Genomic DNA, 12,263 nt, shown 5'->3' with positions numbered 1-12,263 from the left:
TCGAAAGGCCGTGAAACATGAGTGGTTCGGGAACGCGCTCGGCGGTGTCCGGTCTGTTGCCGTCGGACACCACGGAGGATGTGCGCGCGCGGGGGGCCGGTGTCGCCCGTGAGGTCGCGGTGCTTCCCGTGGGGAGCTTCGAACAGCACGGGGCGTTCCTTCCGTTGGCGACGGACACGCTGGTCGCCTGTGCCATCGCGCAGGGGGTCGCCGCCGCCCATCCGGTCCATCTCCTTCCTCCGTTGACGATCTCCTGCTCGCACGAGCACGCCGCGTGGCCGGGGACCGTCAGCATGTCCGCCGTCACGCTGTACGCGGTGGTGCGGGACATAGCCGAATCGCTCCGCCGCTCGGGTGTGGACACCCTGGTCCTGGTCAACGGACACGGCGGGAATTACGTGCTGGGCAATGTCGTCCAGGAATCCGCGGGCACCGGTACGCGTATGGCGCTTTTCCCGGCCGCCGAGGACTGGGAGTCCGCGCTCGAACGGGCGGGCGTGGAGAGCTCGTTGCTCACCGATATGCACGCGGGAGAAATCGAGACCTCCATTCTTCTGCACAAGCACCCGGAATTGATCCGGCCCGGTTACGAGACCTCCGACTTCGTGGCGGACGACCGGCGTCATCTGCTCACTCTCGGCATGTCCGGCTATACCGAGTCCGGTGTCATCGGCCGCCCTTCGAGGGCCTCCGCCGAGAAGGGCGAGGAGCTCCTGGCGGGGCTGACCGAGGCCTTCGGGGCGTACTTCTCGCTGCTGACGGAGAAGACACCGCCTCCGGCGGGCACGGGCACCTCGGCGGTCGCTGAATCCCGGCATTGATCCTGCCCTCCTGCGTTCTCCTCCCGCGGGCGTCGCAGCGCCGCGAACCAGCGGACGAACAGGACCACGACGCCGGGCAGGGCGGCCGCGAAGCTGAGCACTCCGTAGATCACCGCGACGCTCAGACCCATGCCGGCGCCCAGTCCGGCGGCGCCGAAGGCCCAGGCCATGACGCCTTCCCTGGGGCCCCAGCCGCCGACGTTGAGCGGCAGGCCCATGGCGAGCAGGGCCAGCAGCGCCAGCGGCAGCAACTCGGCGACGGACGCGGTGGATCCGGCGACGCGGGCCGCGATCAGGAACATGGCCAGGTGTCCCGCCAGCACCACGACGGACGAGAGCAGCACGCCCGGCCAGTTCGCGCGGGCCAGCAGCGCGCCGCGCGCCTCGGTGAGGGCGGCGCGGACGGCTCCGTACCGGCGGGAGGGGGCGGCCGGTCCGGCTCTGCGGACCGCGCCCACCACCACTGCCGAGCCCACCGCGACGATCACCAGGACGAGAGCCAGTCGACGGGCGTCCGTGAGGACCGGTGACGGCTGGGTGAGCAGGACCACGGCCCCTACGGCGACCAGGACCGCCTGTCCGGCGGTCCGTTCGAGGACCACCGCGCGCACACCGCGCCCGATGTCGCCCTCGCTCTGCCCGTGCCGTACCGCGCGGTGCACGTCGCCGAGGACACCGCCGGGCAGCGCCGCGTTCAGGAACAGCGCGCGGTAGTAGTCGGCGACGGCACCCGTCAGCGGCAGGCGGATCCGCAGCGCGCGGGCGACCAGGCACCAGCGCCAGGCGCTGAAGACCGTGGTGAGCAGCCCCAGACCCACTCCGGCCAGCAGGGTCGTGGCGTCGATCCTGCGCAGCCCGTCCAGGAAGACGCCGGTGCCGAGCCGCCAGAGCAGTACGCCGAGGATGGCGGCGCCGGCGACGGTGCCGAAGTGGGTGCGCAGACGGCGGGAGTCGAACAGCGCGCGCAGGGCGCCCGCCGGGCGCCGGCCCGTGGTCGTCGGAGCCGGGTCGCCCTGCTCCGACGCGCGGTCGCCACCGGGTCCGGCCGGTGTCCGGTCACCTGCCGCGCCTGCCGCGCCCGCCGTGTCCGGCGTGTCCGCCATGGCCGACGGCGCGGTGGCGCGGGCGGCGGCCGGACGTGTCGGGGCGCCTGCGGTACGCGGGCGCCCGATCGTCTCGGCGGCGAGCGGGTGCGCCGGGGCGTCGGAGGTGCGCGCACCCGCGCTGTCGGCCGCGGGGGTCCGATCGGCGACGACGGTGGAGATCGTGCCGCCCGCCCCGGTCGCGGCCCGGGCCTCGGTGCGGACCGCGTCCGCCGTCTCCGGGGAGTCGGGCGCGTCCGTGCCGGAGCGCCGCTGGACCGGGGCGGCTCCGCCCCGGATCCGCAGGGCGATGCGCCGGCCGAGGGCGGGGACCGGGCCGGTTTCCACGCCGACCGCTTCCACCCCCGCGCTCACTTCGCACCGCCGGCCGGCCGCGGCAGCGCCAGGACGTCGCTGTGGTGCACGACCACACGCAACTCGCCCGCCGCGCAGGCCGCCAGCCGGGACCGCAGGTACGATTCCGCACGCTCGGCCAGCTCCGGCCGCTGCTCGACGGCCGCACCGACCCAGCCGCGCAGCCACTCCTCGGTGAGCGCGGCCTCCTCGGGCCCGAGCCGCCAGGGGCTCGGATGCACCCGAACGGTCGCGCCGCGCAGGTCGAAGGCCTCGCAGGCCGCCGTGATCGCGTCCGGACCGAGCAGGTCCCCGCGCCGCTGGTGGGCGTTGAACGCCTCGGCGAACTCGGCGTCCAGCGGGTCGCCCGGAGCGAACTCGACGCGGCCCGCGACGGAGAGCGTCAGCAGGGCCGGGACCCCGGCGTCCGCGCAGGCCGCCACCAGCCGGTCGATCTCCTCACGCGTGAGGACGTCCAGCAGGGCGGACGCCGTCACCAGCGACGCCCCGGTCAGCGCGTCGGCGGTGAGCCGGCCGATGTCACCGCGCTGCGTGGTGACCGTGACCCGGCTGCCGTCGGCGGCCGCGCCGGGCGAGCCCACCGTCGCGAAGTGCAGCAGATACGGGTCCCGGTCGTGCAGGACCCAGTGCTGGGCGCCGTCGAGACGCGGGGCGAGCCAGCGGCCCATGGAGCCGGTGCCGCAGCCGAGGTCGTGAATCACCAGGTCGCCACCGCGCCGGGGCAGGTTGGCCAGCCGGATGCGGAGCGGGTCGAGCAGGTCGGCCGCCCGTGCGGCGGCGTCGGGCCCCTCCCGCAGCTGGAGCCACTGGGGGGCGTAACGGGGCATGTCGTCGTCGGGCGTGTCCGCGCGCCGCCCCGGAGCACCCGGACCGCTCGTGGTGGGCCCGGCCCCGGGAACGACCTGCTTCACACCCTGGCCGGCGGCAACGGTCCCGGCCTGCTTCACACCTTGGCCGGCGCCAACGGTCCCGGCCTGCTTCAGGCCCTGGCCCGCGGCACCGGTCCCGGCCGCACGCGGGGTGCCCTGTCCGGGAGCGTCCGCCCCGGCCGCCGTCGCCCTCATGCCGCCCTCCGGGGTTCCTGCGGAAGCCGTGCCAGCACGCCCGCCAGGCTGCGGGCCGTGGCGGCCCAGCCGTCCAGCGCGGCGCGCCGCCCGCGGGCGGCCGCCTTGAGCCGGCGGCGCACATCGGCCTCGCCGAACCAGCCGCGCAGCTCCACGGCCAGGGCGGCCGGGTTCTCCGGGGGGACGAGGATGCCGGGCACCCCGCCGTCGGGCGCGCGCCCGACCGCTTCGGGCAGGCCGCCGACGTCCGTCGCCAGCACCGGAATCCCGCGGGCCAGCGCCTCGGTCACCGCCATGCCGTACGTCTCGGCGTACGAGGTGAGGACCATGAGGTCGGCCGCGGCGTAGCTGGCGTCGAGTTCCGCGCCCGCCTGCGGTCCGGCGAGGTGCAGTCGGTCGCCGAGGCCGTATTTCTCGATCAGGCCGCGCAGTTGGGCCACGTACGCCGGGTCCTGGGTGAGTCCGCCGACGCAGACGCAGCTCCAGGGCAGGTCGGTGACGGTGGCGAGGGCCTCGATCAGCCGGTGCTGGCCCTTGCGCGGGGTGACCGCCGCGACGCACAGCAGCCGCGAGACACCGTCGGTGCCGGAGGCGAGCGGGGCGATGTCGGCGCCGGGGGCGGCGACATGCACGCGGTCGGGGGCCAGTCCGTGGTGGGCGACGAGCCGGCGGACCGCCCAGTCGCTGGTGGCGACGACGGCGGACACGGCCCGCAGGGTGGTGCGTTCCTTCGCGTCCAGGTCCGCGGCCACGGCCGGGGCGAGGCCGGTCTCGTCGCCGAGCGGCAGGTGCACCAGGACGACGAGGCGCAGCCGTTCGGCCTCGGGGACGATGATCTCGGGGACGCCGCAGGCGACGATGCCGTCGAGGAGGACGACCGTGTCGTCCGCCAGCTCGGCCAGGGTGCGGGCGAGTTCGGTGCGGGCGGCGGCAGCGGGCCGCGGCCAGTCGCCCGGGACGGCGTGCCGGTGGACCTGCCAGCCGAAGCCGGGGAGGTCCAGGCACAGCCGCCGGTCGTAGGCGTTGCCGCCGCTGGGCGCGGACGCGTCGTCGACGCCGCCCGGCATCACGAAGTGCACGGAGCGCAGGGACATGGGGATGATCGCCGCATTCTTGAGAGCGGTGTGCTGGACGGGCACGTAGTTCAGGGGCGACTGGTCGCTGTCCGCGGCCGGCCGGCCGATGGTCGTGTCGGTCACAGGGCACGCTCGTAACTCGCCCAGGCGATGTGGGATTCGTGCAGGGTGACCGTGATGCCGGAGAGTCCGTGGGCGCCCTCGCCGAGCGCTCCGGCGTGCACGCGCTCGGCGAGGCGGTCGGCGACGACCTTGGCCAGGAACTCCGTCGAGGTGTTCGTGTTCTTGAAGTCCGGCTCGTTGTCGAGGTTGCGGTAGTTCAACGCGCTCACGACGGCGCCGAGTTCCTGGGTGGCCAGACCGATGTCGACGACGATGTTGTCCTCGTCGAGTTCGGCGCGGCGAAACGTGGCGTCCACCAGGAACGTCGCTCCGTGCAGGCGCTGCGCGGGGCCGAAGACCTCGCCACGGAAGCTGTGGGCGATCATCAGGTGATCGCGGACGGTGATGCTGAACAACGGACGACCCTCCAGGTGCGGCACGTCTGATCCCCTGCCGGGACCATGCCGTGTAGTACGGCTGTCCCGTTCTCCTTGTTCAGCTGTCTGTTCCCCTTTCTTCGCAGTCTGCGGAGGTCAGGCCGGTTGCCCGGTGCTCAGACCCCGTCGTAGACGACGCGGTGGCACAGTCCGGGTATCGATCCGGAGGCGAGTTTCGCCATCACGCCGGGCAGTTCGGCGAAGTCGCACTCTCCGGTGACCAGAGCGTCGAAGGCGGGTTCGGCGAGCAGTTCGAGGGCGAGCGCGAGGCGGTCGGCGTACGTCCGGCCGGGCCGGGCCGCCGGCGAAACGGAACCCACCTGGCTGCTGCGTACGACCAGGCGCCGCGAGTGGAAGGCCTCTCCCAGCGGCAGGCTGACCCGCCGGTCGCCGTACCAGCTCATCTCCAGGACGGTCCCCTCGCGGGCGAGGAGTTCCAGCGCCCGGGTGAGTCCGGCCTCGGTGGCGCTGGCGTGCACGACGAGGTCGCACTCACCGGCGGCGTCCGCGGGCAGCGCGAAGTCGACGCCCAGGGCGCGGGCGATGCCGGCGCGCGCGGGATCGGCGTCGACGAGCTGGACCCGTACGCCCGGGAAGCGGGCCAGGAGCGCGGCGACGGAGCAGCCGACCATGCCGCCCCCGATCACCGCGATCCGGTCGCCGACCAGCGGAGCGGCGTCCCACAGGGCGTTCACCGCGGTCTCCACCGTTCCGGCGAGGACGGCGCGGGCGGCGGGCACCGTGTCCGGTACGACCGTCACGGCGCTCACCGGGACGACGTACCGGGTCTGGTGCGGATACAGGCAGAACACGGTCCTGCCCAGCAGACCCGCCGGGCCTTCCTCCACCTGGCCGACACTCAGATAGCCGTATTTCACCGGGCCGGGGAAATCCCCGTCCTGGAACGGTGCACGCATCGAAGCATGCTGACTTTCCGGCACACCGCCACGGAACACGAGGGACTCGGTGCCCCGGCTGACTCCGGAGTAGAGCGCGCGCACCAGCACCTCGCCCTCCGCGGGGGCCGACAGGGCCACCTCGCGTATCTCGCCGTGGCCGGGCGAGCCCAGCCAGAAGGCGCGAGCTGTGAGTTCCATGAGCGTCCCCCTGAACGATCGAGCAGATCTTCACGTACGGAGCGGTGACAAGCCGCGCACAGTACGCGGCGTTGATCGACTCTGTCATATGGCCGGAGGATGTGCGGTGGCCCTGAACAACACGTACGACGCGAGGCTCCTGGCTCAGGAGACCACGGTGGGAGCGGGTGTGCAGCTCCTGGTGCTGGCTCTGCTGGGCACGGCGATCGGGATGGGGCCCGCGGGCTGGCTGACCGGCCTGGCCTTCGCGATCGCCACCTGGGCGGTCCTGACCCGCGCCCTGCGCCGCTCCCGGCCCCGCTCCTTCGGACCGGCCAATCGAGTGACCCTCGGCCGCGCGATCCTGGTCGGTGGCGTCACCGCGCTGGTCGCGGACTCCTTCCAGAGCTCGCCCCCGGTCTCCCTGCTCGTCGGACTCACGGCGGTCGCCCTGATCCTGGACGGGGTCGACGGCAAGGTCGCCCGCCGCACCGGCACCTCGACCGCCCTCGGCGCCCGTTTCGACATGGAGGTCGACGCCTTCCTGATCCTCGTGCTCAGCGTGTACGTCTCGATGTCGCTCGGCCCCTGGGTGCTGCTGATCGGCACCATGAGGTACGTGTTCGTGGCGGCCGCCCGGGTCCTTCCCTGGCTGAACGCGGCGCTGCCGCACAGCATGGCCCGCAAGACCGTGGCGGCCCTTCAGGGGATCGTGCTGCTCGTCGCCGGCGCCGGGATCCTGCCCCCGGAGGGCGACACGGCCGCGGTGCTGCTGGCGCTCGTGCTGCTGGTCTGGTCGTTCGGCCGCGACATCGTGTGGCTGTGCCGCCACCGCCACCAGCACGCGCGGGAGCAGCGGGAGCAGGAGCGGCCGCGGAGCGTTCGCGAGCTCGCCGAGGTGGGCTGAGACGCAGGGACCGGGACGGCCGGGCGGCCGTCCCCGCGCGACCGGTACGGCGGTGAGCCGTCGTACGTGCCCGGCACAGCCGGAGGATCGCGCCCGCGAGGCGAACGCGCCGAAGGTCGTCGCCCCTTGTGTGACCAGGCTCCGAACCGCCCGCACACGGCCCCGTCCTCTCCCCCGCCGCGTGACCGGACCGTGCGTCGCCCGGGCGGCCCGCCGGCCGCCGCGCCCCGTGCCGGGTCTGTCACGGAGCGCAGTACAAGCGCGCGGCCCTGGACGTACACTTCAAGGGCAAGTCCCTCACCGACGTCCTGTCCATGACCTTCGGGGTACGCCCGGATTCTTCGCACGGACTCTTCGCGGAGCGCGCGATCGTCCTCCGGTGCCTCAGGACGCTCCATCACGTCGGACCGGGGTACGGGAAACCTGGTCGGCCCGCCACGACGCTCCCTGTCCTCGACGAGCCGGTCACGGTCTGCACCACGACGACGTACGCCACCCAGCCGCAGTCCCGCGCCGGGCAGTTCCTCCGACCGCTTCCGGACAGGAGTTGAGGGCCATGGAGACGGACTCCCAGGCGTGGGAGCAGGAGCCGCCCCGGCCCGTCGCTGCCGCGGACGAGGACGACGACGCCCCGGGCCCCCGGCTCACCTCTTCCGGTGCCTCGGTCGACCAGGTGCGCGACTACCTCAAGCAGATCGCCCGGGTCCCCCTGCTCGGCGCCGCGCAGGAGGTGGATCTGGCGAAGCGGATCGAGGCGGGCCTGTTCGCCGAGCGCAGGCTCCAGGAGGAGCCGGGCATCGACCCGGAGTTCCGGCGGGAGCTGGAGATCCTGGCCGCGGACGGACACCGGGCGAAGTCCCATCTCGTCGAGGCGAACCTGCGTCTCGTGGTCTCCATCGCCAAGCGCTACAGCAGGCGCGGGATGCTCTTCCTGGATCTGGTGCAGGAGGGCAACACGGGTCTGATCCGCGCGGTGGAGAAGTTCGACTACGCGAGAGGGTTCAAGTTCTCGACCTATGCGACCTGGTGGATCCGGCAGGCGATCTCACGGGCCCTGGCGGACCAGAGCCGGACCATCCGCATTCCGGTCCACATGGTGGAGGTCATCAACAGGATGGCCAAGGTCCGCCGGGAGATCATCCAGGACACGGGCGCCGATCCGACCCAGGAGGAACTGGCGAGGAGACTGGACGTGCCCGTGGAGAAGATCACCGAGATCGAGAACTACACCAAGGAGCCGGTCTCCCTGCACACCCCCCTCGGCGAGGAGGGCGGCACCGAACTGGGGGACGTGCTGGAGGACAGCGAGACCATCTCCCCGGCGGACATGGTCACCTTCATCCTCCTCAAGGACGCCATCCAGGCCGTGCTGGCGAACATGACCGCGCGCGAGGCCGGGATCATCTCGCTGCGCTACGGCCTCATGGACGGACAGGCCCGGACGCTGGAGGAGATAGGGCAGGTGTACGGGGTGACACGCGAGCGCATCCGCCAGATCGAGTCCAAGACGATGTCCAAGCTGCGTCACCCCTCACGTTCCGAGGCCCTGAGGGACTACCTCGACGTCAGCTGACCGCCGCGCGGACCTCCTGCCCGTCGGATTTCACGACGCCGCCCGGTCGGCCGCCGGCTCGGCGTCGGGATGGGCGAGGCCCAGGTGGTCGCGGAGGGTCGTGCCCTCGTACTCCGTACGGAACACGCCGCGCTCCTGGAGCAGCGGGACCACGGTGTCGGCGAAGGCGTCGAGGCCGCCGGGCGTGAGGTGCGGGACGAGGATGAAGCCGTCGGAGGCGTCGGCCTGGACGAAGGCGTCGATCGTCTCGGCGACGGTGGCCGGGGAGCCGACGAACGCCTGCCGGTTGCCGGTCTCGATGACCAGGTCCCGGATCGACCACTTGTTGGCGGCCGCCCGTTCCCGCCACTCCCGGGCGGTGGCCAGCGGGTCCCGGTACATGCGCACCTGGGCGCGGCCACGGGCGATGGTGTGCTCGCCGAGGTCGGGGTCGATGTCGGGCAGCGGTCCGTCCGGGTCGTACGCGGACAGGTCACGGTTCCAGACGAACTCCAGGTGCTTGATCGCCGTGGCGCCGCTGACCTGCCGGCGGCGTACCTCGCGGGAGAGTTCCTCCGCCTCGGCGTCCGTGTCCCCGAGGACGAAGGTCGCGGCGGGCAGGATCAGCAACTGGTCGCGGGTGCGGCCGTAGCGGGCGAGCCGGCGTTTGACGTCCGTGTAGAAGGCCTGGCCCTCCTTGAGGGTGGCGTACCGGCTGAAGATCGCGTCGGCGTCCGCGGCGGCGAACTCGCGGCCCTCCTCGGAGTCCCCGGCCTGGAAGACGACGGGCCGGCCCTGGGGACTGCGCGGGACGTTGAACTGCCCCTGGATGTCGAAGTGCCGGCCCTGGTGCACGAAGGCTCCGGCCTTCGCGTCGCGCAGGAAGGTTCCGCTCTCCTGGTCGGCGACGATCTCGTCCCCGTGCCAGGAGTCGAAGAGTTCGTTCGCGGTGGCCAGGAACTCCTTGGCCCGGGAGTAGCGCTCCTCCTGCGGGAGGAATCCGCCACGGCGGAAGTTCTCGCCGGTGAAGGCGTCCCAGGAGGTGACGACGTTCCAGGCGGCGCGTCCGCCGGAGAGGTGGTCGAGGCTGGCGAACTGCCGGGCGACCTCATAGGGCTCGTTGAAGGTGGAGTTGATGGTCCCGGTCAGGCCCAGGTGTTCGGTGACGGCGGCGAGCGCGGTCAGCACGGTGAAGGTGTCGGGGCGTCCGACGACGTCCAAGTCGTAGATCTGGCCGCCCTGTTCGCGCAGACGCAGGCCTTCGGCGAGGAAGAGGAAGTCGAACCTGGCGCGTTCGGCGGTCCGCGCGAAGTGCGCGAACGAGCTGAACTCGATGTGACTGCCGGCCTCCGGGTCGCTCCAGACGGTGGTGTTGTTGACGCCGGGGAAGTGCGCCGCGAGGTGGATCTGCTTGAGCGGCTTGTCCTGTGACGTGCTCATGAGTGGGTCCCTCCGGCTCAGGCGGTGGCGGCGTAGCGGTTGGTCGGGCGGGAGAGTCCGAGCAGCCCGCGCAGGGTGTCGGCCTCGTACGACTGCCGGAAGACGCCGCGGCGCTGGAGTTCGGGGACCAGGCCGCGGGTGATCGCCGGCAGGTCGTGTCCGGCGACGGCCGGGCGCAGCCGGAAGCCGGACAGTCCGGCCGCTTGCAACTCCTGTAGCAGGTCGGCGAGTTGTGCGGGGGTGCCGGTGAAGATCCGTGCGTCACTGGTGTACGGGTGGCCGGCGAGGGCGTCGAGCCGTTCACGGCGGGCCGCCGCGGCGGCGGGATCTTCGTCCAGGAACACCACCAGGTCGCCGAAGAGGTGCAGGGGTTCGCCGGAGCGCCCGGCCGCGTCCTGTTCGGCGCGGACCGCGGCGACGATCGTGCGCGCCTGGCCGGCGTCGTGGGGAGTGACGTATCCGATGTCGGTGGAGCGGCCGAGCAGACGGAAGGGCGCGCCGGTCACCGAAGCGTGCGCGAGGGCGCTGACAGGGGGTTGTCCCTGCGGCGGCCGGGGGGTGATCGAGGGGCCCTTGACGCTGAAGTGCCTGCCCTGGAAGTCGACGTAGTGCAGCTTGTCGCGGTCGACGAAGCGACCGGTGGCGACGTCCCGGATCTCCGCGTCGTCCTCCCAGCTGTCCCAGAGCCTGCGCACCGCTTCGACGTGATCGGCCGCCTCGTCGAAGAGGTCGACGGTCAGATCCCGCAGGGTGGGGCTGTCCAGGTCCTCCAGGCGGAACGGGGGGAACTCGCGGCGGCCGAAGTGCGCGGCCTCGTTCTGGCGCGGTGACACCTGCACCCGTACGCCGGCACGCCCGGTGCTCACATAGTCGAGGGTGGCGATCGCCTTGGAGACATGGAACGGCTCCGTGTGGGTGGCCACCACGGTCGGCACCAGTCCTATGTGGCTGGTGAGCGGGGCGACCCGGGCGGCGATCAGGACGGCGTCCAGTCGTCCGCGTACCTGGTCCGTGCGGCCGTCGGGGCCGGTGACCTGTGAGGACTGGAGTCCGAGCGCGTCCTCGATGGTCACGAGGTCGAGCAGGCCGCGCTCGGCCTCGGTAATCAGGTCCGTCCAGTACGCGGCGGTGAGCAGCTCGCGGGGGCGGGACACCGGCTCGCGCCAGGCGGCCGGATGCCAGCCTGCGCCGTCGAGCGCGACGGCGAGGTGCAGGGCGTCGGAGGAAGAAGAGGATGCCGAGGGGGACGAGGAGGAAGAGGGAGAAGGGGCGGAGGCGGGCAGCGGGGAGGGTGATGACGAGGACACGAAAGGGGTGCCTTCCTGATCGACCGTAGGGGGCTCCCGCCCTCCGGTGCGGAGGGCGGCGGCGACGGGGTGACAGGTCAGGGACGACAGAGCGCGCCGGCCACGCGCTGCAGATCGATGTGCGGCCGGGAGTGGAGATGGACACGGCGGCGCGGGGTGATCGCCATGACGCGCAGTCCGACGGCGGTCGGCACGTCCGTCACCTCCGCCCTTCCCTCGCGGCGGGCCCGGGGGCGCGCCGGCTTCGTGGTGTCCTCTCAAGCACAACGGACCGCCCGCGCCGTCTGTTCCGGCCCGGCGCCCGGAGTTCGGACCAGGAGGAAGTCCGTGCGGCGGCGCGGGGTGAAACCGATCGACTCGTAGAGCCGGATCGCGCCGGTGTTCGTGGCGGCGGCGTGGAGGAACGGGGTGTCCCCGCGCTTCCTGATGCCGGCCGCGACCGCTCGGACCAGCCGGGTGGCCAGGCCCTTTCCCCGGTGGTCGGGGGCGGTGCAGACGGCGCTGATCTCCGTCCAGCCGGGCGGGCGCAGGCGTTCGCCGGCCATGGCGATCAGGCGGCCGCGGTGGCGGATGCCGAGGTAGGTGCCGAGCGCGATGGTGCGCGGGAGGAAGGGGCCGGGCTGGGTCAGGGCGATCAGGTCCAGGATCTCCGGCACGTCGTCGGGCCCGAGGCGCACCGCGTCGGGTGCGGGTTCGGCGCGCAGCCCGGTGTCGACCAGTTGGACCCCTTGGCCGCTGCGGACGGTCCGCCAGCCGTCGGGGGCGGACCCGGCGCCTGTCACGGGGGTGACGGCTCCCGGGCCGACGAGCGTGGCCAGGTCCGTCCAGGCGCGCGGGTCGGCGGGGTCGGCGAGGGCGGTGAACGGGGAGACGTCGACGGGGTAGCGGGCGGCGCGTCCGAGGCGCTCGGCGAAGGGGGCGTGCGGGCCGGTCAGCGCGGCCCACGCGGCGTTGTCGAGGAGGTGTGGTGCGACCGGGTCCCGGGACGGGGCCGGCCGGGCGGGGGATGCCATGAGGGTGTCGT

11 protein-coding genes and 1 pseudogene are annotated in these 12,263 nt (G+C 72.9%); 3 read left to right on the top strand and 9 right to left on the bottom strand.

Going from position 1 to position 12,263, the window contains the following annotated elements:
• The first annotated feature begins 17 nt into the window (after positions 1-17).
• The gene (locus ACFV2J_RS06695; RefSeq protein ID WP_385084789.1) at positions 18-821 is read left to right on the top strand and encodes a creatininase family protein; all 804 of its coding nucleotides are present in this window, start codon (positions 18-20) and stop codon (positions 819-821) included.
• Between the two features lie 137 nt (positions 822-958).
• Here ACFV2J_RS06695 and ACFV2J_RS06690 read toward each other — a convergent pair.
• The 5 genes and pseudogenes from ACFV2J_RS06690 to ACFV2J_RS06670 form a co-directional block, all read right to left on the bottom strand.
• Positions 959-1,924: pseudogene (locus ACFV2J_RS06690) on the bottom strand (lysylphosphatidylglycerol synthase transmembrane domain-containing protein); the annotation flags it as partial.
• 350 nt (positions 1,925-2,274) lie between these two features.
• Entirely contained in the window at positions 2,275-3,342 is a 1,068-nt protein-coding gene (locus tag ACFV2J_RS06685; RefSeq protein ID WP_385084791.1) for a class I SAM-dependent methyltransferase, read from the bottom strand.
• Positions 3,339-4,541, bottom strand: coding sequence for a glycosyltransferase family 4 protein (locus tag ACFV2J_RS06680; RefSeq protein WP_385084793.1), 1,203 nt, complete (start codon positions 4,539-4,541; stop codon positions 3,339-3,341). The genes ACFV2J_RS06685 and ACFV2J_RS06680 overlap by 4 nt, the downstream gene beginning before the upstream one ends.
• The gene (locus ACFV2J_RS06675) at positions 4,538-4,936 is read right to left on the bottom strand and encodes a 6-carboxytetrahydropterin synthase (protein ID WP_356281307.1); all 399 of its coding nucleotides are present in this window, start codon (positions 4,934-4,936) and stop codon (positions 4,538-4,540) included. The genes ACFV2J_RS06680 and ACFV2J_RS06675 overlap by 4 nt, the downstream gene beginning before the upstream one ends.
• Before the next feature lie 137 nt (positions 4,937-5,073).
• Positions 5,074-6,054, bottom strand: a complete 981-nt coding sequence (locus tag ACFV2J_RS06670; RefSeq protein ID WP_385084795.1) for a zinc-binding alcohol dehydrogenase — start codon at positions 6,052-6,054, stop codon at positions 5,074-5,076.
• A gap of 106 nt (positions 6,055-6,160) precedes the next feature.
• Here ACFV2J_RS06670 and ACFV2J_RS06665 point away from each other — a divergent pair, with 106 nt between their 5' ends.
• Positions 6,161-6,940: a CDP-alcohol phosphatidyltransferase family protein gene (locus ACFV2J_RS06665; RefSeq protein WP_385084797.1), complete on the top strand. Its 780-nt coding sequence runs from the start codon at positions 6,161-6,163 to the stop codon at positions 6,938-6,940.
• A 556-nt stretch (positions 6,941-7,496) separates the two neighbouring features.
• Complete coding sequence (locus tag ACFV2J_RS06660) at positions 7,497-8,513, top strand: RNA polymerase sigma factor (RefSeq protein ID WP_385084799.1); 1,017 nt, start codon at positions 7,497-7,499, stop codon at positions 8,511-8,513.
• 30 nt (positions 8,514-8,543) lie between these two features.
• Here ACFV2J_RS06660 and ACFV2J_RS06655 read toward each other — a convergent pair whose 3' ends face one another.
• The 4 genes from ACFV2J_RS06655 to ACFV2J_RS06640 all read right to left on the bottom strand — a co-directional run bounded on the left by ACFV2J_RS06655 (position 8,544) and on the right by ACFV2J_RS06640 (position 12,252).
• Positions 8,544-9,932: an NtaA/DmoA family FMN-dependent monooxygenase gene (locus ACFV2J_RS06655; protein WP_385084801.1), complete on the bottom strand. Its 1,389-nt coding sequence runs from the start codon at positions 9,930-9,932 to the stop codon at positions 8,544-8,546.
• A 17-nt stretch (positions 9,933-9,949) separates the two neighbouring features.
• Positions 9,950-11,146: an LLM class flavin-dependent oxidoreductase gene (locus tag ACFV2J_RS06650; protein ID WP_385084811.1), complete on the bottom strand. Its 1,197-nt coding sequence runs from the start codon at positions 11,144-11,146 to the stop codon at positions 9,950-9,952.
• 170 nt (positions 11,147-11,316) lie between these two features.
• On the bottom strand, positions 11,317-11,442 hold the full coding sequence (locus ACFV2J_RS06645; protein WP_385084803.1) for a putative leader peptide: 126 nt from the start codon (positions 11,440-11,442) through the stop codon (positions 11,317-11,319).
• A gap of 54 nt (positions 11,443-11,496) precedes the next feature.
• A complete protein-coding gene (locus ACFV2J_RS06640; protein WP_385084805.1) occupies positions 11,497-12,252 on the bottom strand; it encodes a GNAT family N-acetyltransferase in 756 nt (251 codons plus the stop codon).
• Positions 12,253-12,263: the final 11 nt, after the last annotated feature.

The organism is Streptomyces sp. NPDC059668 (genome assembly GCF_042734135.1).
Classification (GTDB): Bacteria; Actinomycetota; Actinomycetes; order Streptomycetales; family Streptomycetaceae; genus Streptomyces.
The sequence above is the reverse complement of the archived record's forward strand: the minus strand, read 5'-3'. Positions and strand labels throughout refer to the sequence as shown.

Bases quoted from the DNA above. Each gene is read 5' to 3' on its own strand.
- ACFV2J_RS06655 (WP_385084801.1), bottom strand. From the start codon at position 9,932: ATGAGCACGTCACAGGACAAGCCGCTCAAGCAGATCCACCTCGCGGCG.
- ACFV2J_RS06640 (WP_385084805.1), bottom strand. From the start codon at position 12,252: ATGGCATCCCCCGCCCGGCCGGCCCCGTCCCGGGACCCGGTCGCACCA.
- ACFV2J_RS06685 (WP_385084791.1), bottom strand. From the start codon at position 3,342: ATGAGGGCGACGGCGGCCGGGGCGGACGCTCCCGGACAGGGCACCCCG.
- ACFV2J_RS06660 (WP_385084799.1), top strand. From the start codon at position 7,497: ATGGAGACGGACTCCCAGGCGTGGGAGCAGGAGCCGCCCCGGCCCGTC.
- ACFV2J_RS06670 (WP_385084795.1), bottom strand. From the start codon at position 6,054: ATGGAACTCACAGCTCGCGCCTTCTGGCTGGGCTCGCCCGGCCACGGC.
- ACFV2J_RS06695 (WP_385084789.1), top strand. From the start codon at position 18: ATGAGTGGTTCGGGAACGCGCTCGGCGGTGTCCGGTCTGTTGCCGTCG.